Annotated in this window: 27 protein-coding genes; 8 read left to right on the top strand and 19 right to left on the bottom strand. The window is 71.3% G+C overall.

Going from position 1 to position 20,594, the window contains the following annotated elements:
• The coding region (locus ACILQS_RS09500; RefSeq protein ID WP_395639907.1) for a 50S ribosomal protein L19 at window positions 1–110 on the bottom strand (110 nt) is incomplete at its 3' end.
• Between the two features lie 206 nt (window positions 111–316).
• Here ACILQS_RS09500 and map point away from each other — a divergent pair.
• Window positions 317–1,087, top strand: a complete 771-nt coding sequence (gene map / locus ACILQS_RS09505; protein ID WP_395639883.1) for a type I methionyl aminopeptidase — start codon at window positions 317–319, stop codon at window positions 1,085–1,087.
• Here map and ACILQS_RS09510 read toward each other — a convergent pair.
• Window positions 1,068–1,466, bottom strand: coding sequence for a hypothetical protein (locus ACILQS_RS09510; protein ID WP_395639884.1), 399 nt, complete (start codon window positions 1,464–1,466; stop codon window positions 1,068–1,070). The two genes, map and ACILQS_RS09510, sit on opposite strands and share 20 nt — an antisense overlap.
• Window positions 1,467–1,503: 37 nt before the next feature.
• Complete coding sequence (gene trmD / locus ACILQS_RS09515; protein WP_395639885.1) at window positions 1,504–2,202, bottom strand: tRNA (guanosine(37)-N1)-methyltransferase TrmD; 699 nt, start codon at window positions 2,200–2,202, stop codon at window positions 1,504–1,506.
• Window positions 2,203–2,363: 161 nt separating this feature from the next.
• Here trmD and ACILQS_RS09520 point away from each other — a divergent pair, with 161 nt between their 5' ends.
• Window positions 2,364–3,200 carry a DUF559 domain-containing protein gene (locus ACILQS_RS09520; RefSeq protein ID WP_395639886.1) on the top strand — a complete coding sequence of 279 codons (837 nt, stop codon included), beginning with the start codon at window positions 2,364–2,366 and terminating at the stop codon, window positions 3,198–3,200.
• Between the two features lie 15 nt (window positions 3,201–3,215).
• Here the strand turns inward: ACILQS_RS09520 and rimM are convergent, their stop codons facing one another.
• From rimM to ffh, 6 genes are all read right to left on the bottom strand, one after another.
• Window positions 3,216–3,827 (bottom strand): ribosome maturation factor RimM, encoded by a 612-nt coding sequence (gene rimM / locus ACILQS_RS09525; RefSeq protein ID WP_395639887.1) that lies wholly within the window; start codon window positions 3,825–3,827, stop codon window positions 3,216–3,218.
• Window positions 3,824–4,063, bottom strand: coding sequence for an RNA-binding protein (locus tag ACILQS_RS09530; RefSeq protein ID WP_191281637.1), 240 nt, complete (start codon window positions 4,061–4,063; stop codon window positions 3,824–3,826). The genes rimM and ACILQS_RS09530 overlap by 4 nt, the downstream gene beginning before the upstream one ends.
• Before the next feature lie 2 nt (window positions 4,064–4,065).
• The gene (rpsP, locus tag ACILQS_RS09535) at window positions 4,066–4,569 is read right to left on the bottom strand and encodes a 30S ribosomal protein S16 (protein ID WP_395639888.1); all 504 of its coding nucleotides are present in this window, start codon (window positions 4,567–4,569) and stop codon (window positions 4,066–4,068) included.
• Window positions 4,570–4,737: 168 nt separating this feature from the next.
• Window positions 4,738–5,637 carry a DMT family transporter gene (locus ACILQS_RS09540; RefSeq protein WP_395639889.1) on the bottom strand — a complete coding sequence of 300 codons (900 nt, stop codon included), beginning with the start codon at window positions 5,635–5,637 and terminating at the stop codon, window positions 4,738–4,740.
• Window positions 5,638–5,683: 46 nt separating this feature from the next.
• The gene (locus tag ACILQS_RS09545; RefSeq protein WP_395639890.1) at window positions 5,684–6,487 is read right to left on the bottom strand and encodes an LLM class F420-dependent oxidoreductase; all 804 of its coding nucleotides are present in this window, start codon (window positions 6,485–6,487) and stop codon (window positions 5,684–5,686) included.
• Window positions 6,488–6,534: 47 nt separating this feature from the next.
• Entirely contained in the window at window positions 6,535–8,094 is a 1,560-nt protein-coding gene (ffh, locus tag ACILQS_RS09550) for a signal recognition particle protein (RefSeq protein ID WP_395639891.1), read from the bottom strand.
• A 74-nt stretch (window positions 8,095–8,168) separates the two neighbouring features.
• Here ffh and ACILQS_RS09555 point away from each other — a divergent pair, with 74 nt between their 5' ends.
• Window positions 8,169–8,408 (top strand): hypothetical protein, encoded by a 240-nt coding sequence (locus ACILQS_RS09555; protein WP_395639892.1) that lies wholly within the window; start codon window positions 8,169–8,171, stop codon window positions 8,406–8,408.
• Window positions 8,409–8,417: 9 nt separating this feature from the next.
• Here ACILQS_RS09555 and ACILQS_RS09560 read toward each other — a convergent pair whose 3' ends face one another.
• Window positions 8,418–8,852 (bottom strand): hypothetical protein, encoded by a 435-nt coding sequence (locus ACILQS_RS09560; protein WP_395639893.1) that lies wholly within the window; start codon window positions 8,850–8,852, stop codon window positions 8,418–8,420.
• Window positions 8,853–8,915: 63 nt separating this feature from the next.
• Here ACILQS_RS09560 and ACILQS_RS09565 point away from each other — a divergent pair, with 63 nt between their 5' ends.
• Both ACILQS_RS09565 and ACILQS_RS09570 read left to right on the top strand, forming a co-directional pair.
• Window positions 8,916–9,758, top strand: a complete 843-nt coding sequence (locus ACILQS_RS09565; RefSeq protein ID WP_395639894.1) for an SDR family NAD(P)-dependent oxidoreductase — start codon at window positions 8,916–8,918, stop codon at window positions 9,756–9,758.
• Window positions 9,755–11,062, top strand: a complete 1,308-nt coding sequence (locus ACILQS_RS09570; RefSeq protein ID WP_395639895.1) for an AMP-binding protein — start codon at window positions 9,755–9,757, stop codon at window positions 11,060–11,062. The genes ACILQS_RS09565 and ACILQS_RS09570 overlap by 4 nt, the downstream gene beginning before the upstream one ends.
• On the opposite strand, the gene ACILQS_RS09575 is transcribed toward ACILQS_RS09570, so the two are convergent.
• From ACILQS_RS09575 to ACILQS_RS09600, 6 genes are all read right to left on the bottom strand, one after another.
• On the bottom strand, window positions 11,035–11,832 hold the full coding sequence (locus ACILQS_RS09575) for an FAD:protein FMN transferase (protein ID WP_395639908.1): 798 nt from the start codon (window positions 11,830–11,832) through the stop codon (window positions 11,035–11,037). The two genes, ACILQS_RS09570 and ACILQS_RS09575, sit on opposite strands and share 28 nt — an antisense overlap.
• Complete coding sequence (locus tag ACILQS_RS09580) at window positions 11,832–12,275, bottom strand: FMN-binding protein (protein WP_395639896.1); 444 nt, start codon at window positions 12,273–12,275, stop codon at window positions 11,832–11,834. The genes ACILQS_RS09575 and ACILQS_RS09580 overlap by 1 nt, the downstream gene beginning before the upstream one ends.
• Window positions 12,272–13,711 carry a ferric reductase-like transmembrane domain-containing protein gene (locus ACILQS_RS09585; protein WP_395639897.1) on the bottom strand — a complete coding sequence of 480 codons (1,440 nt, stop codon included), beginning with the start codon at window positions 13,709–13,711 and terminating at the stop codon, window positions 12,272–12,274. Before ACILQS_RS09585 ends, ACILQS_RS09580 begins: the two co-directional genes overlap by 4 nt.
• Window positions 13,712–13,776: 65 nt before the next feature.
• A complete protein-coding gene (locus ACILQS_RS09590; RefSeq protein ID WP_395639898.1) occupies window positions 13,777–15,126 on the bottom strand; it encodes a sensor histidine kinase in 1,350 nt (449 codons plus the stop codon).
• Complete coding sequence (locus ACILQS_RS09595) at window positions 15,123–15,803, bottom strand: response regulator transcription factor (RefSeq protein WP_395639899.1); 681 nt, start codon at window positions 15,801–15,803, stop codon at window positions 15,123–15,125. Before ACILQS_RS09595 ends, ACILQS_RS09590 begins: the two co-directional genes overlap by 4 nt.
• Window positions 15,804–15,808: 5 nt before the next feature.
• Window positions 15,809–16,537: a VIT family protein gene (locus ACILQS_RS09600; protein ID WP_395639900.1), complete on the bottom strand. Its 729-nt coding sequence runs from the start codon at window positions 16,535–16,537 to the stop codon at window positions 15,809–15,811.
• 92 nt (window positions 16,538–16,629) lie between these two features.
• Here ACILQS_RS09600 and ACILQS_RS09605 point away from each other — a divergent pair, with 92 nt between their 5' ends.
• The gene (locus ACILQS_RS09605) at window positions 16,630–17,145 is read left to right on the top strand and encodes a gamma carbonic anhydrase family protein (protein ID WP_395639901.1); all 516 of its coding nucleotides are present in this window, start codon (window positions 16,630–16,632) and stop codon (window positions 17,143–17,145) included.
• Between the two features lie 3 nt (window positions 17,146–17,148).
• Here the strand turns inward: ACILQS_RS09605 and ACILQS_RS09610 are convergent, their stop codons facing one another.
• Window positions 17,149–17,463, bottom strand: a complete 315-nt coding sequence (locus tag ACILQS_RS09610) for a hypothetical protein (protein WP_395639902.1) — start codon at window positions 17,461–17,463, stop codon at window positions 17,149–17,151.
• Between the two features lie 97 nt (window positions 17,464–17,560).
• On the opposite strand from ACILQS_RS09610, the gene ACILQS_RS09615 reads away from it, so the two are divergent.
• Together ACILQS_RS09615 and ACILQS_RS09620 are read left to right on the top strand one after the other, a co-directional pair.
• Window positions 17,561–18,454: an alpha/beta hydrolase family esterase gene (locus tag ACILQS_RS09615; RefSeq protein ID WP_395639903.1), complete on the top strand. Its 894-nt coding sequence runs from the start codon at window positions 17,561–17,563 to the stop codon at window positions 18,452–18,454.
• Between the two features lie 35 nt (window positions 18,455–18,489).
• Window positions 18,490–19,293 (top strand): IclR family transcriptional regulator, encoded by an 804-nt coding sequence (locus ACILQS_RS09620; RefSeq protein WP_395639904.1) that lies wholly within the window; start codon window positions 18,490–18,492, stop codon window positions 19,291–19,293.
• Between the two features lie 17 nt (window positions 19,294–19,310).
• Here ACILQS_RS09620 and ACILQS_RS09625 read toward each other — a convergent pair whose 3' ends face one another.
• Together ACILQS_RS09625 and ACILQS_RS09630 are read right to left on the bottom strand one after the other, a co-directional pair.
• Window positions 19,311–20,198, bottom strand: a complete 888-nt coding sequence (locus tag ACILQS_RS09625; protein WP_395639905.1) for an amidohydrolase family protein — start codon at window positions 20,196–20,198, stop codon at window positions 19,311–19,313.
• A partial coding sequence (locus ACILQS_RS09630) for a CoA transferase (RefSeq protein ID WP_395639906.1) occupies window positions 20,195–20,594 on the bottom strand: 400 nt, incomplete at its 5' end. The genes ACILQS_RS09625 and ACILQS_RS09630, both read right to left, overlap by 4 nt.

The raw sequence follows: 20,594 nt of genomic DNA on the forward strand, positions 1-20,594 counted from the left end.
GAGCGCGAACCTTCGATGATGTTCCCGTGCACCTTGACGGTGTCACCGGGGCGGAAGTCGGGGATATCCGACTTGAGAGAGGCTGCGTCGACGTCGTCGAGGAGATGCATGGGATTTCGCTCTCTGCGTCCGCCATCAGATCGGGCGCTGTTCTAGGTGATTTCTACGAGAATGTGCCCTGACCATGCCGAAGGAATACAGCCGGTAGGCACTCGGTGACTCCTCTGAGGCAGAGCCGTGCCGGGCACAATCGACCATTCTGCCACAGCGCGTCTGCCCCGGCCAACCGCGGGCGGCATCCAGCTAGGCTTCTGCGGTGATCGAACTGCGCACCCCGGCCGAGATCGAGCAGATGAAAGCCGCCGGATCATTCGTCGGACGCGTGCTCGAAGCCACCCGCGACGCCGCCGCCGTCGGCGTCAACCTGCTCGAGCTCGATGCGCTCGCCCACGACATGATCCGTGCCGAGGGCGCGGAGAGCTGCTACATCGACTACCACCCGTCGTTCGGCGGCTCCCCGTTCGGCAAGGTCATCTGCACGTCGGTCAACGACGCCGTGCTGCACGGCCTCCCCCACGACTACAAGCTGCGGGACGGCGACCTGCTCACCCTCGACTTCGCCGCGATCGTCGACGGCTGGGCGTCCGATTCGGCCCTCACGATCGTCGTCGGCACCCCGCGCGACGAAGACCTGAAGCTGATCGCCACGACCGAGAGAGCCCTCGCCGCCGGCATCGCCGCCGCGATCGTCGGCAACAAGGTGGGCGACATCTCCGCCGCCATCGGCGACGTCGCGCACGACGCCCGGCTCAAGGTCAACCTCGACTTCGGCGGCCACGGCGTCGGCCGGGTCATGCACGGCGACCCCCACATCCCCAACGACGGGCGCGCCGGGCGCGGGCTCGCGCTGCGACCCGGGCTGGTGTTCGCGATCGAGCCGTGGTTCCTGCACACGACCGACAAGATCCGCACCGACGCCGACGGCTGGACGCTGCGCAGCAAGGACGGGTCGCGCGGCGCGCACGCCGAGCACACCGTGGCCGTCACCGAGGCCGGCCCCGTCATCCTCACGGCGCGGTCGTCGTAACCCTTCCGCGGGAGGCGTTGCGCACGCCCGCGACGATCGCGATCGTGACGGCGACCACGATGACGACCGGCCAGACGAGGATCGCCAGGCCCAAGGCATCCCCGGAATGCGACCAGAAGTGCAGCACCAGCAGGGCGGCAATGAGGGCGAACTCGGCCCCGAGCAGCCACTTCTCGGTGAGGGAGACCCCGAGCTCCCGGTGGGCGCGCATCAGCAGCGCGTTGAGTACGAGCGAGAGCACCAGACCGGGGAACACGGCGAACGCGTGGATCGCCCCCGCGAACGAGAACGCCAACTCCGCGGCGTCGAACACCGCGACTCCGAGGATGCCGACGAGGCTCAGCGCGAGCAGCACCCCGGCGACGACGAACTGAGCCACGACCCACCCACGACCACGCACGGACTCATTGTGGCGTTCAGGGGAGGTCGTCGGCCACCGGGGGGAGCAGCTCGGGGCGGACGCGCTTCGTGCGCTCGAACTGCTGCTCGCGGCGCCAGGCGGCGATCGCGGCGTGGTTGCCGCCGAGCAGCACGGGTGGGGTCTCGAGTCCGCGCCAGACGGCGGGCTTCGTGTAACTCGGATACTCGAGCAACCCGTCCTCGTGGCTCTCCTCGACGAGGCTCTCCGGGTTGCCGACGACGCCCGGCACGAGACGTCCGGCCGCCTCGATCATCGCCATCGCCGCGACCTCGCCGCCGTTGAGCACATAGTCGCCGAGACTCAGCTCCAGAACCTCGGCGCGCCCACGGGTGTGGTCGATCACGCGTTGGTCGATGCCCTCGTACCGGCCGCAGCAGAAGACCAGGTGCTCGCGTTCGCTGAGGCCCCGCGCCGTCGCCTGGGTGAACAGCGACCCGGCGGGCGTGGGGAACACGACGGTGCTGTGCTCGCCGAGGATCGCATCCAGCGCCTCCCCCCACGGCTCCGGTTTCATCACCATGCCGGCTCCGCCCCCGGCCGGGGTGTCGTCGACGGTGCGGTGACGGTCGTGCGTGAAGTGCCGCAGATCGTGCACGCGGATGTCGAGCACCCCGCCGCTACGTGCGCGGCCGAGGAGGGAGACATCCAGCACCGAGAAGAACTCGGGGAAGATCGTCACGACGTCGATGCGCACGGGTTCAGGGTATCCGGCGGGCTCGGTACTCAACTCTCGCTGGCCCGGGCCGGCGACTGCACCCCGTGGATGCCCTCCTCCCCCAGTCGGAGTTCGCTCCCGCATCCCCGGCTCACGTCGGTCGTGTCCCGATCGGTCGCGTTCGCGGCGATCCTCAGCGCGTGCAGATCTACTCCGCGCGGCGCCTGCGCGCCGAAGGGCTCACGCCGAAGCGGATCTCGCGCGCGGTCGCCCGCGGAGCACTCATCCGCCTGCGGCGCGGCGTGTACGCGACCGAGGGCGTCGACCCGCTCGTCGCCTCGGCCGTGGAGACGGGCGGTCGCCTCACCTGCGTCTCGGCGCTCGCTCACGTCGGAGCGTGGACGATGCCGCATCGCGAGGTCCACGTGCGCGTCGCCTCAGGAATCGCGGTCGCCCGCCGCCCCGACCGACGACTGCACTGGACTCACGAGCGTCTCGACCGGGAACTGTGGGTCGACGAACCAGCAACGTCGCTCGCTCTCGCCGCTCAGTGCCTGGACCTGAGAGCGGCCATCGTCGTCATCGATTCCGTCGTCAATCGTCGGATCCTGTCGGCCGACGATGTCGTCCGCATCCTTCTCGCCACCCCGCGGGGTCGCCGATTGCTGACCCTCCACGATGGGCACGCCGAATCGGGGATCGAGACGCTGGCGCGCCTCGCCCTCCGCCGCCGCAACATCCGGGTACGCAGCCAGGTTGTGATCGACGGGATCGGTCGCGTCGATCTCCTGATCGGCGACCGACTCATCCTCGAAGTGGACGGCCGCGAGTGGCACGACGATTTCGAGAAGGATCGAGCGCGCGATCGAGCCCTGGTGGCACGTGGCTACCTCGTGATCCGCGCCAGTTACCGACAAGTGATGAACGAGTGGGGGCTCATCGAGGTACAGATTCTCGCGCTCGTTCGCCGACGCGAGCACCTGTGGCGCCGAACTCTTCCCCAGGGGCGACGACATCCACGGAGTGCAGACGCCTGACGGGTTCAGGAAGAGTTAGTGACCGTCGACGGGCGCGGGCGGCTCCGCGGCGGCGGGGGTCGGATCCTCGTCGGGCAGGTCTTCGAACAGCCCGGGCGGCGGGGTGAGGGTCACGGTGCCCGCCTCGATGTCGACGGTCGGCACGATCGCCGACACGAACGGCACCAGCACCTCGCCGGATCCGGTGTCGATCGCGAGGAGGTCCTGCGCGGGGTTGTGGTCGACGCGGGCGACACGTCCGACGTCGGTGCCGTCGCGGAGCGCACGGAGGCCGACGAGTTGGTGGTCGTACCAGGCGTCGGATTCCGCGGGCGACTCGGTGACGTCGTGGTCGACCCAGAGGATCGCGCGCACGAGGGTCTCGGCGGCCTCCCGGTCGTCGATACCGGCGAAGAAGCCGACGGCGTGGCTGTTGTACCAACGCAGCTCGGTGAGCTCGAGCGTCTTGCCGTGCCACGGGGATGACGTGGGCACCTGCAGCGTGAACGTCGCGCCCGGCACGAACCGGCGTTCGGGCTCGTCGGTGAAGAGTTCGACCTTGATGGCGCCCTTGAGCCCGTGCGCCTTGAGCAGGCGACCGACGCGGAGCTGGGTCGTGCCCGGAGGCGGAGCCTTGCGGGCGTTCACGCCTCGTCGGTGTCGACGACGTCGACACGAACGCGCTGCCCGTCGGCGAGAGCCGTGACGAGCGTGCGCAGAGCCTTGGCGGTGCGTCCCGATCGGCCGATGACACGGCCCAGGTCGTCGGGGTGCACCCGCACCTCGAGCAGCTCGCCGCGCGAGGAGGTCGACGACTCGACCCGGACGTCGTCCGGGTTGTCGACGATCCCCTTGACGAGATGCTCGAGGGCGGAAGCCAGCATGATTACTTGTCGTCGCCTTCGGCGGCGGCGGCCTCGGCGGGCGCCTCCTCGGCGGCGGGCGCTTCGGCGGCGGTCTCCTCGACCGGAGCCTCAGCGGCCGGGGTCTCCTCGGCCGGAGCGTCCTCGACGGGCGCCTCCGCCTTCGGCGCGGCCTTCTCGGCCTTCGGCTTCAGGACCGGCTTCTTCTTGTCGTCGATCGAGAAGACGGGCTTGGGCTCGGCGACGCGGATGGTGCTCTTCGCGTTCTTGTCGCCCTTGAACTTGCCCCAGTCGCCCGAGAGCTTCAGGAGCACGGCGACCTGCTCGGTCGGCTGCGCGCCGACGCCGAGCCAGTACTGCGCGCGGTCGGAGTTGATCTCGATGAACGAGGGCTCCTCGGTGGGGTGGTACTTGCCGATCTCCTCGATCACGCGACCGTCGCGCTTGGTCTTCGAGTCGGCGACGACGATGCGGTAGTACGGGGCGCGGATCTTGCCGAGCCGCTTGAGGCGGATCTTGACAGCCAAGAGTTTCTCCAGAGTGTGTGCGTTGACGGGCGAACTGCTCCCGTGTGCGTGGGGCACACTCGGCAGGAAAGTTCTAGGTGGAGATCGTCGGCGTCGGATAGAGGGTCGGACGCCGGGACCCAAACGACCATTCTGGCAGATTCTCGCCGACTCGGCGACCAACCGAGGTCAGGCCGGGACCGGTACTTTCGGACGACGCCGTGACAGCGCGACCCCGACGAGGCAGATCACTCCCCCGGCGAGCGCGAGCGGATGCGGGATCTCCTGGAACGCGACGAATCCCATGACGGTCGCGAGCGGTGGCGAGAGGTAGCTGGCGATCCCGAGCTGCCCGGCCGGCATCCGCTTCAGGGCGTAGGCCCACGTCGTGAACGCGAGCGCCGTCGGCACGACGCCGAGGTACACCGTGCCCCACCACGCCGCCGCGGGCGCGACCGCCAGCTGCGCGACGAGGAGCCCGGCGAACGGGAGGCAGACGACGAGTCCGATGACGCACCCGATGAACGTCGCCTGGATGGCGGGGATGCGCCGCACGACGGGCTTCTGCGTCAGCACCCCGATGGCGTAGGTGATCGCCGCGACGAGCGCCAGCACGGCCCCCAGCACGTCGAACGGATGCGCGGTGCCCGACGCGAGCAGGGTTCCGATGCCGATCAGCACGACCCCCAGGAACGCCACCGCAGCGCCGAGGGCCAGCCATTTCGGGATGCCCTCCCCGAGGAAGATCCCTGCGCCGAGCGCGATGAGGATCGGCCCGATGCCGACGATCATCGCGGCGGTGCCTGCATCCAGCGTCTGCTCCGCTGTATTGAGCGCGACGTTGTAGGCCCCGAACCAGGCGACTCCGGAGACAGCCAGCAGCAGCCATTCACGTCGGGATGGCCACACCCAACTTCGGGACAGGGAAACCAGGATGCCGAGCGCGAGCGTGCCGACGGCGAGCCGGCCGAGCGCGAGCGGTCCGCCGTCGAGGTGCGGGCCGACGCCGCGGATGACGACGAAGGCGCTCGCCCAGGCGAGGAAGGTGAAGACGACCGCCCCGAGGAGCAGCCAACGGGGAGCAGTCACCCGCTCACGTTAGGGGCGACCCACGACTCCCGACAGCGCGGAGGCGTCAGCCGTTGACGGAATCCCGCCAGGCGAGCATGCGCTTCACGAGCGACAGGTCGTCGCCGGCGACGATCGCGTACTCGAAGAGGGTCACGCCGAGGTCGAGGTACGCGTCGAGGTCGGCGCGTTCGGTCGAGCCCATCCCGCGCAGGGTCGTGCCGGTCGACAGCTCGATCTCCGACATGTCGCGGCCGACCTCGGCGCACCAGTGGCGCAGCACGTCGAGCTTGCGCACGAGGGTGTCGGGGTCGACGAAGGAGTGCCAGATGTCGGCGTGCTCGGCGACCATGCGCAGGGTCTTCTGCTCCCCGCCGCCGCCGATGAGGATCGGGATGTGGCGCGTCGGCGCGGGATTGAGCTTCTCCCACCGCTCGCGGATGCGCGGCAGGTCGACGGCGAGCGCGTCGAGCCGCGATCCGGCGGTGCCGAAGTCGTAGCCGTACTCGGTGAAGTCGCGCTCGAACCACCCCGAGCCGGTGCCGAAGATGAACCGGCCGCCCGAGATGTGGTCGAGGGTGCGGGCCATGTCGGCCTGCAGGTCGGGGTTGCGGTAGGCGCTGCAGTTCACGAGCGGCCCGAACTCGACGCGCGTGGTCTGCTCGGCGATCGCGCCCAACATGGTCCAGGCCTCGAAGTGCCGCCCGTCGGGGTCGCCGGTGAGGGGGAAGAAGTGGTCCCAGTTGAAGAGGATGTCGACGCCGAGGTCTTCGAGCTCGCGGACGGTGTCTCTGATCTGCGCGTAGGTGGCGTGCTGGTTGGAGACCTGCACGCCGATCCGCAACGGACGACGCTTCCCTGAAGAGGTCATGGCGTCAGCCTAGAGGCGGACGGAACGGTCGGTGCACGCGCGGGCGACTACCGCCCGAGCATCTTCTGCAGCGCCGCGAGCTCCTCGGCGCTCGGCCCAGCCTTCGCCGCTCCCCCGCCGCCGAGACCGAATCCGCTGCCGCCGCTCGCCGCGGGCTTCACGCCCTGCGCGCGGGCGGCATCCTCGGCGGCGCGCTTCGCCGGGTTGCCGCTGCGCGAACCCTTCTTCGCGGGCTGAGCCTTCTTCTTGGCGCCGTAGGAGGCACCCGGGATCGGACCCATGCCCGGCACCTGCGGCACGCCGCCCTTCGCGACCGTCTTCATCATCTTCGCCGCCTGCTCGAAGCGGAGGACGAGCTGGTTGACGTCGGTCACCGTCGACCCCGAGCCCTTGGCGATGCGCAGCCGACGCGAGCCGTTGAGCAGCTTCGGCGTCGTGCGCTCGGCCTTCGTCATCGACTGGATGATGGCCTCCGTGCGCACGAGTTCGCGCTCGTCGAAGTTGTCGAGGGCTTCGCGCATCCCGCGGGCGCCGGGCAGCATCCCGAGCATCCCCTTGAGCGAGCCCATGTTGCGCAGCTGCTGCATCTGCTTGAGGAAGTCGTCGAGGGTGAAGGTGTCGGTCGCGAACTTCTCGGCGACCTTCTTCGCCTCCTCCTCGTCGAACGCGCCCTGCGCCTGCTCGATGAGGGTGAGGATGTCGCCGAGGTCGAGGATGCGGCTCGCCATGCGGTCGGGGTGGAAGGGCTCGAAGTCATCCAGCCCTTCGCCCGTGGAGGCGAACATGATCGGGCGGCCGGTGACCTTCGCCACGGAGAGCGCGGCGCCACCGCGCTGGTCGCCGTCGAGCTTCGTGAGCACGACGCCGGTGAAGTCGACACCCTCCTGGAAGGCGCGGGCGGTCGTGACGGCGTCCTGACCGATGAGCGCGTCGATGACGAACAGCACCTCGTCGGGGTCGACGGCCTTGCGGATGTTCGAGGCCTGCTTCATCAGCTCGGCGTCGATGCCGAGGCGGCCCGCGGTGTCGACGATGACGGTGTCGTACTGCTTGCGCACCGCCTCCTTCACCCCGTCCTTCGCCACCCGCACCGGGTCGCCCACACCGTTGCCGGGCTCGGGAGCGAACACCGGCACCCCGGCCTGCTCGCCGACGACCTGCAGCTGGGTGACGGCGTTCGGACGCTGGAGGTCGCTCGCGACGAGAAGCGGCGTGTGCCCCTCCTTCTTCAGCCACTTCGCGAGCTTCCCGGCGAGGGTCGTCTTGCCGGCGCCCTGGAGGCCGGCGAGCATGATGACCGTCGGCGGCTTCTTCGCGAACTCCAACCGCCGCTGCTGACCGCCCAGGATCGCGACCAGCTCCTCGTTGACGATCTGCACGACCTGCTGCGCCGGGTTGAGCGCCTTGTTCACCTCGTCGGAGAGGGCGCGTTCGCGCACCGTGCCGGTGAACTCCTTGACGACCTCGAGCGCGACGTCGGCGTCGAGCAGCGCGCGCCGGATCTCGCGCACCGTGCCGTCGACGTCCGCGGGGGTCAGCTTGCCCTTGGTGCGCAGGTTGCGGAACGTCGCGGTGAGGCGGTCCGAGAGGGAGGAGAAGGTTGCCATATCGGGCAATAGCTTAAGGTGCGCGGGAGAGACCGAGCCGGGTACGCTCGCCGCAAGCTGATCAGGGAGCGCGCATGACCGAATCGTCGAAGACCAATCCCTACCTCGTCGCCCTCGTGGTGATCGGCTCCGTCGGCCTCGGGGCGGCCTTCATCCTCGCCAGTCTGAGTGCCACCTCGCCGACGTCACCGGATGACCTGGCGACGTCGGCGGCTCTCCTCGGGTGGGCGCAGATCCTGCTCGTGGCGGGAATCGGCGGGGTCCTGGGCGCTCTCATCGTCGCCGGGAGTCGATGGCAGCGGCCTCCGACCTGAGGCGGTGGGTCAGCGGGCCGCGACCGCGATCGCGTTGACGATGACCAGCACGACGCCCAGGGCGGCGATGACGAACGGCCAGAACCGCATCGGGACGAAGAACAGGCTGGATCGAGGCCGCACGACGATCGGCTGCCCGGTCTGCCCGTCGACCGCGGGGACGACCTCGTGCGTCTGCACCCGGCCGTCGGGGTGGGTGTACGGGGTGGCGAGCTGCCGCGTCGCCGTGAGGGGGCGCGGTTTGTCGAGGTGGCGGTCCAGCACGTAGCGGTTGAAGAAGAACAGGCCGACCGCGGAGAGCAGGAAGCCGATCCCGACGAAGACGCCGTTCACCGGACCCGACTCCTCCCCCAGACCGGTGAGCCCGGCGAGCAGGAAGCCGAGACCGACGCCGACGCCGAGGAACAGGAATGCGAGGATGCCCCACCGGGACCAGAAGATCATTCCTCGACGGTAGCCCGCGGCGCCGATCTCTCCCGGGGGTTGCGCACGGGCCAGGATGTCGTCATGCCCCTCCTCGACCACGTGCTCGGGTTGCGCCCCGCCGCTCCGTCGGCGGGGCGCCTGCGCGCGCGGGTCGGCGGGCGGCTCGTCGTCGTGACGGGAGCCTCCCGCGGCGTCGGCGCCGAGACCGCCGCACGTCTCGCTCTCGCCGGGGCCCGGGTCGTGCTGCTCGCCCGTTCGGTCGACTCACTCGACGCCGTCGCGCGCGGCATCCGGCGTCGAGGCGGCTCCGCCGAGGTGCTCGTCGTCGACCTCGGGGATCCCGTCGCCGCCGAGAGGAGCGGGGACGAGATCCTCGACCGCTGGGGAGCCCCGGAGGTGGTGGTGTCCAACGCGGGACGGTCGCTGCGCCGCACCGCTCTCGACTCCCGGGACCGACCGCAGGACGTCGACCGCACGATCGGCGTCAACTACACGGGGCCGGCCGCGCTCCTGCGACGACTGCTGCCCGCGATGGTCGACGCCGGCACCGGTCACGTCGTCTCGATCGCGTCGACGAGCGTCGACATCCCCGCCCCCGGGTGGTCGCTCTACGGGGCGTCGAAGAGCGCGATGGATGCCTGGCTCCGCGCGGTCGCCCTCGAGCTGGCGCCGTCGGGAGTCGCCGTCACCAGCATCCGCCTGCCTCTCGTGCGGACGGCGATGAGCGCGCCGACCGCCGCCTACGCCGCGGTGCCGTCGATGCGTCCGGTCGACGCCGCGAAGTACATCGCCCGGGCGATCGTCGACCGTCCGCTCGTGCTCTCCCCCTGGTGGTCGCGGCTCGCGAGCGCCGCCCTCGCGGTGCACCCCCGCCTGCTCGATCCCGCCCTCCGCGGCTGGGATCGGATGATCGAGCGCGGATGAGCAGGCTCAGCGCTCCGCCCGGAACCACCGTGCTCGCCCTCGCGAGCCTGCTGCGCACGTCGGGAGCGCTGCGGCATCCGCTGAAGGCCCGGGATGCCGCCCGCCGCGGCCTCCCCGGAGCGATCGCCCTGGCCGCCGCCCGCGACCCGCACCGTCCCGCGCTCCTGCGGGACGGCGAGACGATCACGACCGCCGCTCTCGACGCCGAGGTGCGGGCTCTCGCCGCCGGGCTCACCCTGCCGCGGCGTTCGCGCATCGGGGTGCGCAGCGACGGCGGGATCGGGTTCGTCGTGACGCTCGCCGCGGTCCTCGCCTCCGGCGCCGACGCCGTGCCGCTCGGGCCGCGGCTCGCGGACGCCGACGTCGCGGCGCTCGCCCTCGACGACGTGCTCGAACCTCGACGGGAAGCCGGGGTCGCCCCCCGGAGGGCCGTCGCTCCCGGGCGGCTGCTCCTGCTGACCACCGGTACGACGGGATCCCCCCTCGCGACCGCGCGAGGACCGCTCGGGGTCCGCGCCCTCGCCCAGCTGGCCGACGCCGACCGCCGACTTGCTCTGCCGACCGGGCCGCTCCTGCTGCTGGCGCCACCCGACCACGGGCACGGACTCAGCGCCGTCGCCGGGGCGCTCGTGCGGGGCATCCCGGTCGTCCTCGCCTCCGCCCGCACCACCGCGGAGCAGGCTGACCTGGCCGCGCTCCACCGACCGGCCACGGTGAGCGGCGTGCCCGCGCAACTCGCCCGACTCCTCGACGCCGGAGGTCTTCACGGCGTACGGGTGGTCGTGTCCGGATCCTCGCCGCTGACGGCCGCGCTGCGGGCTCGGCTCACGGCCACCGGCGCCACCGTCCACGACGCCTTCGGCGCGACCGGGGTCGGAACCGTCGCGATCGACGGGCTGCCACTCGCCGGTGTGCGACTGCGGCGCACCGCCGACGGATGCCTCGAGGTCAGGTCACCGCTCGGCCGCGACGCCTGGGTGGCGAGCGGCGACCGCGTCGAGATCGCCGGGGGGCGGCTCCATCCCCTCGGTCGCTGGGGGGATCTCGTCGACTCCGGCGGGGAGCTGGTCGACCCGCGACGGCTGCAGCGTCTGCTCGCCACGCACCCGGGAGTCGCCGACGCCCGGGTCGTTGTCGTCGACGACGACCTCCTCGGGGCCGTGCTCCATGCCCGCGTCGACGCCGACCCGGCGATCGAGACCGGGTTGCGCGCGGCGATCAACGCCTCGCTCGGCCGCGCCGAGCATCCCCGACGACTCGAGTTCGGGCCGGTCGATCAGGCGCCGAGCTGCGTCGCGACCTGACGTCCTGGTCGTTGACGGGGGCGGCGACCCCCGGCGGGTGCGAGTGCCGCCCGGAAGCCGGGGGTGGCGACCGAACGGCCCGCGCGATCGACGGCGAACACATCGATCGGCCATCGGTCGCACAGGTCGTCGAGACCAGCGCGCCCGGCCGAGACGATCGCGGTGGCGAGCACGTCCGCAGTGACGATGTCGTCGGCGATGACGGTGACCTGCACGAAGTCGGCGGGAGCGGTCTGGCCGCCGAGCCAGATGTGATCGCCGCGTTCGGCGCTGCCCGATGTCGCGACGGCGCGACGTCGGCCGCGGAGCATGATCGAGCAGACGAGGGCGCCGCGATCGAACGGGTCGACGACACCGATCGCGTCGCGCGCCCCGGCACCCGGATCCGCACCGGAGGCGAGGATATCGCCGCCCACCACGAGGGTCCACGCCCCGCAGTCGGAGGCGTCGAGGACGTCCCCGGCGTCCCGCATCGCGGCCGCCTTCACGATGCCGTCGAGATCGATCACGCCGTCGGGTCGGTTCGGGCTGAAGGCGCCCTCGGTGCGTTGCCGCCACTCGAGCGCATCCGCGTACATGGCTTTCATCGCCGGGGACGACTCCTCGAGACGCAGGCGACCCGCGGCGATGCGACGCAATTCGGAGTCGGGGCGATAGAGGCTGAACCGGCGGTCCGCCGCGTCGAACACCGCGGCGACGGCATCTGCCGCGACCGCGCGCTCGGTGACGAGCGACACCATCGTGCCCATCGCCGGGAACACGGATCGCATCACAGCCCCGCCTGATCGAGCGCGGACTGAACCGAACTGAGGTAGGCCCGCGTCGTGTAGGTCGCGCCGCTGACGTTCGCGACCGCGGCCGACTGCGAGTCCAGCACCTCCTGGCGAAGGATCGGCGCCGCTCGATTGCTGATCTGCACCGAGCGGCCGTCGTGGTCGGTCAGTTGCAGCGCCGTGACGTCGGTGATCGTGCCGCCGGCGATGGTGACGGCGACCTGAACGTTCCCGAAGCGGGTACTGACGACGTCGCCGGTGTAGGTGCCGTCGGCGGTGCCCGCCGCAGCGGTGCCGGCGGTGGTGTCCGTCGAACCCGTGCCGCCCGAGGTGCTGGTCGGTGTGGTCACCGACGTGTCGGCCGCAGAGCCGAGCTGCCAGGCCGTGACCAGGATCGCGAGCGACGCGAGGACACCGCCGATCGCTCCCCGGGCGCTCACCAGTCGAACCTCTCGGCGTGGATGCGGTGACTCGGCACCCCGTGGTGGCGAGCGTCGGCGACGACCGCGTCGAGCCAGCTCGCCGGACCGCAGACGTAGAGATCGGAGTCGGCGAGATCGGGGAACACGCTCGCCAGGGTCACCCCGCGGGCGGCGTCGGCATCGGCGAGCCAGGTCGCTCCCGCACGGGCGCGGTGTCCCGTCGACACGAACAGTCGCGCCTGCTTCGCCTCGGCGATCTCGCGCACCTCGTCCCAGAGGTAGGTCTCCCCGTCGTCTCCCGCGCGCAGCAGCACGGTCGCCTCTCCCGGCCGCAGCCGCGAGTCCTCGAGCAGCGCACGGATCGGCGTGACACCGATCCCGGCGGCGAGGATCGCCACCTTCGGCGCCGTGCGCGCCACGTCGGAGAACAGTCCATAGGGACCCTCGAACGACACGCGCGTGCCCACGGGGATGCGACTCAGCCGTGAACTCCCGGCGCCGAGCTCGCGCACGGTGATGCGGGCGAAGTCGTCGGCGGGCATCGCGGAGAGCGAGATCGGGTGCGAGTGCCACCACGTCGAACCCGTCCAGAACCGCCAGATCAGGAACTGCCCGCCGGCCGCCCCGAGCCGACGCAGATCGCGCCCGCTCAGCACGATCGAGACCACCCCGGGCGCGATCGGAACCACCGCGGCGACCGACATCCTGTGGCGCACGCTGCGCACGGCCGGGGCGAGAAAGCGGAAGGCCCCGATCGCGCCGAACGCGACCGCGTAGAGCGCGATCCAATACGCCCGCTGCGCCGTCCCCTCGGCGAGAACGCCGCCGACACTCAGCTGGTGGGGCAGTGCGAACGCGACCGCGACGTAGCTCAGCAGATGGATGAGGTGCCAGCTCTCGTAGCCGAAGCGACGCCGCACCGCGACGAGGGAGGTGACGACGACCGCGATGAGCAGGCCGAGAGCGAGGGCCGCGAGCGGCAGGTCGGGGAGGGCGAGCATCGGACCGATCTCGGCGATCGGATCGAGGCCGGCGCTCATTCCGTAGCCGAGCAGCAGGAGGGCAGCGTGCGCGAGCAGCAGAAAGAGGGCGGGCTTGCCGAGTGCGCGGTGGACGGCGATCGCGCGGTCGTGGCCGATCGTGCGATCCAGGAGCGGGATGCGGGCCGCGAGCACGAGCATCACGAGGATGAAGTCGGTGCCGACCAAGCCGGCGAGGATGCCCAGGCTGGTCACGGCGTCGGACGGCGTCGCGAACATGGTGCCAGCACCCGTGACGAGGTAGAGCGCGGCGGCGATCGCCCCCGACATCCAGAGCATCACCACCAGCAGGTCGGAGCGGCGGGCGCGGCGGGCGTACTGACGGCGGCGGTCGACCGCCGGGATGCTGCGCGACGACGCCTCCCGCAGCGGCGGCGGGCTCGGGGCGGGGCGGGCGAGAGTCGGAGCGGTCATGGCTCAACCCTTGGCTCGCCCCCTTGGTGCCGGCTCGGAACGGGCCTGCTCCTCGGTGTGCGTTCTCACATCTTGGGCAGACGCACCGTGGCCGCGAACCCGGTCGGGGTGTTCGCCACCTCGGCGGTTCCGTCGGCCGCCGATGCGATCGCCCGCACGAGCGCCAGACCGAGACCGCTGCCGCCGGCCTGCGACGTGCGCGCCGCATCCGGCCGGGTGAACCGCTCGAACGCGTGCGGCACGAACTCGGGAGGCATCCCGGGTCCGTCGTCGCTGACGACGAGGGTCAGCCCGTCGGCATTCAGCGAGAGGCGCGCTTCGACGTTGCCTCCGGGCGCCGCGCTCACAGCATTCGCGAGCAGATTGTCGGCGAGCCGTCCGAACGACGCGGCGTCGAGCCCATACCGGTCGGCCACCGCCGCCTCGGCGACCTCGAACGCGACCTCGGTCGACGAGGCGAGAGCGAGCAGTCGGGCCCGGTCGACGGCACCCAGGAACTCCGCGACGAGGTCCGTCGCGGAGGCGACTCGGACCGCCTTGTCGCCCTCGGCATCGAGCCGACTCAGTTCGAGGAGGTTGCCCGCGAGACTCGCCAGCCGGGTCGCCGAGAACTCCGCGTCGCGCACATGACGAGCGAGCGCGTCGGCGTCGCCGAAGTCCCGGTGGGCGAGTTCGAGCTGGGTGCGCAGGGCGGCGAGCGGCGTGCGCAACTCGTGGGCGGCATCCGAGACCATCTGCTTCTCACGCGCCGTCGCCGCGCGCACACGCGCCAGCAGGTCGTTGAGAGTGCGGGCGAGAGCAGCCAGCTCGTCGTCAGCGCGACCGATCGGGAGCTCGCCGTCGAGCGTCGCACCCAGTCCCTCGGCACGGACCCGCATGCGCGTGACCGGCCGCAGCGCGACCGTGGCGAGCACCCACGAGGCACCCGCGAAGCCGACGAGCAGCAGTACACCGCCGACGATCAGCAGCCGGCCGAGACCCTCCAGGGCGAGTTCGCTCGCTGACGTGCTGCGTGCCGCCCACAACATCCACTCACCCGCGTCGGTCTCCACGATCCGACCCACGACGACGAAGCCGCGGCCCTCATCGTCGGTCATGCGGAACTCCGACTCCCGAGGATCCTGCCCGTCGACCACCTCGCGCACGTCGTGCGGGAGGGTATCGACCTGCACGACCCCGGCGGGGCTGACGATCGCGACCAGCACCCCGGTGCCCGGGTCGTCGACCTCCCCCTCCGGGTCTGCGCTGATGTCGGCGACGAACGCAGTGAGGTCGCCCGTCGCGAGAGCCGCGTCCGACCCGGCCAGCACGTGGGCCGTCTGGCCCCGCACCACGAGCAGCGCACCGGCGAGAAGCACGACGGCCACCAGAACGCTGCCGAGGGTGATGCGCGCCCGGATCGACAGGCGCCTCATGCGGCCGCCTCCTCGAGCCGGTAGCCGCTCCCGCGGACCGTGAGCAAGGCGATCCCGGCCGCCACCGGTTCGAGCTTCTTGCGCAGATACCGCAGGTACTGGTCCACGATCGTCGGGTCGATGTGCTGCGTCGTCCCCCACACCTCGGTGAGGATCTCCGGCCGCGAGAGCGTCTCGCCGGCCCGCGAGGCGAGCAGCCAGAGCACCGCGAACTCCTTGGTGCTGAGCGGGATCGCCTTGCCCGCGACGGAAGCCCGCACCGCGGCCGCATCGAGGTCGAGGTCGCCGACGCGGAGCGACGGACGCGGACGCACGGTGTCGCGTCGCACGAGAGCTCGGATGCGGGCGCTGAACTCGGCGAAGGCGAACGGTTTGGTGAGGTAGTCGTCGGCACCGGAGTCGAGCCCGCGCACCCGATCCTCGACGGCGTCGCGGGCGGTGAGCAGCAGAACCGGGAGCGTGCTGCCCTGTTCGCGCAAGTGCCGGCAGATCTCGAATCCGGTCATCTCGGGCAGCATCACATCGATCGCGGCGGCGGCGAACGGCTCCCGCGCGACCGCGATGAGAGCCTCGACTCCGTCCTCGACGACGGTCACCTCATAGCCGTCGGCCCGCAGGCCCTCCGCGACGAGAGCCCCCATCGCGCGATCGTCGTCGACGACCAGGATGCGGGGCATCGGTGTCAGACCACCCCGGTCGTGCCGAGCAGCGTGCCGATGAGGAACGTGGCGGCGAGCGCGATCGCCCCGCCGACGACGACACGGACGGTGGGCCGCAGCACCGGACTCCCGCCGATCCGGGCGCTCAGCGCTCCGGTGAGGGCGAGGGCGATCAGCACCGCGGCGAACGTCACCGGCACCCGCACGGGTTCGGGCGGGAGCAGGATCGCGAGCAGCGGCAGGATGGCGCCGATCGTGAACGCCAGCGCCGACGCTCCCGCCGCGGCCCAGGGGCTGACGACATCCGCTTCGACGATGCCGAGTTCGGCCTCCAGGTGCGCGGACAGCGCGTCGTGCGCGGTGAGCTCCTCGGCGACCCGGGCGGCCGTCTCGGCCGAGAGCCCCTTGGCCCGGTAGATCCCCGTCAATTCGGCGAGCTCCTCGTCGGGGAGTTCGGCGAGTTCGCGGCGCTCCTTCGCGATGAGGGCGCGCTGGGTGTCGCGCTGGCTGCTGACCGACACGTACTCGCCCAGCGCCATCGAGATCGCCCCGCCGACGAGTCCGGCGGCACCGGCGGTGAGGATCGGGGCGACGGCGGAGGTGGCACCGGCCACGCCGACGACGATCGCGGCCACCGAGACGATGCCGTCGTTGGCGCCGAGCACTCCGGCCCGCAGCCAGTTCAGGCGCGCCGCAATCCCCGCACCGTGCGGCTCACCGGCGTGGGGAAGGGGCGAGAAGGGATCGGTCATGGCGGGCTCAGCCAAGCACTGCCGGCCCGTCGGCGCCAGGAAGGACAGGATGTCCTCGCCGCGTCGCGGGCGCGCGATCCTAGGCTGGACGCATGCCGCTCATCCTGCCCTTCGATGGACACGACCCGCAGATCGACGACGACGCCTGGGTCGCCCCGAACGCCTCGGTGATCGGGCGGGTGCGCATCGCCGCCGACGCCAACGTCTGGTTCGGGGCGGTGCTCCGCGGCGACATCGCCGAGATCGTGCTCGGGGCGCGCAGCAACCTCCAGGACAACGCCGTCATCCACACCGAGGCCGGCAACCCGACGATCGTCGGTGCCGACGTCAGCATCGGGCACGGCGCGATCGTGCACGGCTGCGTCGTCGAGGACGGCTGCCTCATCGGGATGAACGCGACCGTGCTCAACGGCGCCGTGATCGGGGCGAACTCGCTCGTCGCCGCCGGCGCCCTCGTGCTCGAAGGCACCGTCATCCCGCCGCGATCGCTCGTCGCGGGGGTCCCGGCGAAGGTGCGCCGGGAGCTCACCGACGAGGAGGTCGCCGGGCTCTACGGCAACTCCGCGCGGTACGTACCGCGGTCGAAGCTCTACAAGTCCGCCGAGTAGCGCTCAGCCGTTCGCGATCCGCAGGATGACGATCGCCACGAGCGGGACGAGCGCGACCACGAGGGCGAGGCCGGCGATCCCGCGGGCGAGTCCCCGCGCGAGGCAGACGATGCTCAGCACGAGGGCGGCGAGCACGAGGGCGGCGGCGACCAGGAACACCACGACATAGGCGGTCGCCCCGGACCCGCCCGCGTCGAGGGCGGCCGAGATCCCGGAGACGAAGCTCCACGACATCCCCACCGCGCCGAGCACCGCGAGGAGCAGGGCGGTAGCGGCCGGCACGCGGCTCGGGCTCACGTAGACGTCGGTGTCGCTCATGGCGTCACCCTAGAGGCTGCGGGTACTCCGGCGGGAGTACCCGCGATGCGTCCCGGCGGACGATGCCGACCGACCGTCGCGCCGAGAGACTGGGCGCATGACCCCGAGTCGCCTCCTCGCCGTGCTGCTCGCCACCGCGACCGCCGCTGTGCTGCTCACGGGGTGCGCCCGCGACCCCCGGCCCCACGAGCCGACGCCGCCGTCGAACACCGAGGCGCGCACGCTCGAAGTCGACGGCGTGACGCGGGAGTACCACGTACACGTGCCGACGGAGCTCTCCGACGACCCCGCTCTCGTCGTGATGCTGCACGGCGGGGTCGGATCGGCGGCGCAGGCCGAGCGGGCGTACGGCTGGAACGCCGTCGCCGACACCGAAGGCTTCGTCGTCGCCTACCCGGACGGCACGAGCCGCACGTGGAACGCCGGCGACTGCTGCGGGGGCGCCGAACGCGAGGAGGTCGACGACGTCGCGTTCCTGACGGCGCTGGTCGCCGACCTCCAGGACGAGTTCGGCGTCGCTGCCGACCGCACCTTCGGAACGGGCATGTCGAACGGCGCGATGATGACCTACCGACTGGCCTGCGAGACCGGGATGTTCGCCGCGATCGCTCCGGTCGCCGGCACGATCGTCTCGGTGTGCGACGACCCGGCGCCGACCTCGGTGCTGCACATCCACGGACTCGACGACGGCAGCGTGCGGATGGACGGCGAGCCGGTTGACGGCATCGGCGATGTCGACGGGATGCCGATCGCCGAGGTGAACGCGCTCTGGCGGGCGGCCGGTGGATGCGGCGAGCCGGTGACCACCGAAGCACCTCCCGTCACGACGAGCACGAGCACGTGCGACGGGGGTCGCACCGTGACCCTCATCACGGTCGCGGATGCCGGTCACCAGTGGCCGTCGTCGGTGGCGCGCGAAGGCGCGACGGATCAACCGAGCGACGCCCTCGACGCGACCGCCGTGATCTGGGAGTTCTTCGCCGCCGTCTGACCCGACAGGAACCGCTGATCCGTAGAGTGGAACACGTGGATCAGGGTGACGAGGGCGGACGACAGCGCGACCCGCTCGCCAAGGCCCTCCAGGTGCTCGATATGCTCGTCGACCACCCGGAGGGAGCGCTCGGCGTGCGCGAGCTGGCGGCGATGCTCGGCTCCGCTCCGAGCACGACGCATCGGGTGCTGACGATGCTGGCCGAGACCGGCTATGTGTCGCGCGACGACGACGGCCGCTACTCGGTCGGCTTCGAATTGCAGCGACTCGCCTGGCGGGTCGCTGCGCGCTTCCCGGCGCCGGCCGTCGCCGAGCCTGTGCTCCGGGCGCTGACGGAGGAGACCGGTGAGACTTCCGCGCTCGGCCTCTTCGACCCGATCCGCCGGCAGATCACCTTCGTCGCACAGGTGGAGACCCAGCACCGGCTGCGCTACATGGCGGAGCTGTTCCACAGCATCCCGATCCATGCCGGAGCCAGCGGGCTGTCGATCCTCGCCTTCCTCGACCCGGCCCTCCGCGATCGGATCCTGCACGCGCCCGAGGGGCTGCCCGCCATCACCTCGGAGACCCTGACCACCCCCGAGGATCTGGAGACGGCGATGGCCGAGATCCGCGCGCGGGGGTACGCCATCACGCACGGCCAGCGCGCCTCCGGTGCCGTCGGCATCGCCGCACCGGTCTGGAACACGGAGGGCGCCGTGCTCGGCAACATCATGGTGACGATCCCGGAGCAGCGCTTCGACCCCGCCCTCGAACCCCAGCTGTCCGCTGCCGTGCTGCTGGCGTCGCGGGCGATGACGCAGATCGTCGGCGGGCGCGCACCGCTGCGCACCCGCTAGGTCGACGCAGGCCCTGCTCAGGCGAGGCCGAGGATGCGGGCGGCGTTGTCCTTGAGGATGCCGGGGCGCACCGAGTCGCGGAAGTCGCGCTCGGCGAAGTCGGCCAGCCACCGGTCGGGAGTCAGCACCGGAAAATCCGACCCGAACAGCACCTTGTCGGGAATCATCGTGTTCGCGTGCTGCACCAGTTGATCCTCGAAATACTTCGGCGACCAGCCCGACAGATCGATGAACACGTTCTGCTTGTGCCGGGCCACGGCGAGCGCCTCCGCCTGCCACGGGAACGACGGATGCGCGATCACCAGCGTCAGCTCGGGGAAGTCGACCGCGATGTCGTCCAGCAGCATCGGGTTCGAGTGCTTCAACCGCACACCCCCGCCCCCGGGCGAGGTGCGCCCGATGCCGGTCTGCCCGGAATGGAACAACGCGATCGACCGGTGCGCCGCGATCACCTCGTACAACCGGTAGGCGGCCGGGTCGTCGGGCGCGAAGTCCTGCACACTCGCGTGGAATTTGAACCCCCGCACCCCGTGATTCGCCAGCAGATCCTCGGCCTGCTCCACCGCCCCGGGACGAAGCGGGTCGACACTCGCGAACGGGATGAGCACATCCGGATGCCGCGCCGCGGCCGCCGTGACATCCGTGTTCGGCACCATCGAATCGCCCAGGTGCCGCTCGCTGTCGACCGGGAAGATCACCGCCGCCATCCGACGCTCCCGGTAGTACGCCGCCGTCTCGTCGAGCGTGATATTCACCAGATCCGACTTCCAGCGTCGAGCCTGATCCTCACGCTGCACCCGCGACTTCTCGTTCTCCACCCCCGGGGTGTCCGGCCGCAACGCGTGCACATGGAAGTCGATCGCATCGATCGCGCTCAGATCGATCGCCGCGGGCGCCGTGGTCATGCGTGCACCGCCGGACCGCGCACGACGCCGCGCGCGAGCAGATCCTCGATCGCCGCGTCGTCCAGTCCCGCGAAGGTGCGCAGCACGTCGACCCCGTCGGCGCCGAGCGCGGGCGGGAACCGGTGGCTCGGACGCACCGCCGTCTCGAACTTGATCGGGTTGCCGAGCACCTCGACCTCGGTACCGTCGTCGTCGCGCAGCGTGATCACCATGTCGCGGTGGCGCACCTGGGGATCGGCGAGCGCCTCGGGCACGCTCTTGACGAGCGCCACCGGGATGCTCGCGGCGTTGAATAGACGCACCCACTCCGCGGCCGGCTTCGCCCGGAAGGCGGGTTCGATGATCTCCCAGAGCGCTTCCTTGTTGTCGAGGCGGTCGGCGTTCGTCGCGAACCGC

It is taken from the genome of Pseudolysinimonas sp. (genome assembly GCF_044239695.1).
In the GTDB taxonomy this organism is placed as follows: Bacteria; Actinomycetota; Actinomycetes; order Actinomycetales; family Microbacteriaceae; genus Pseudolysinimonas_A.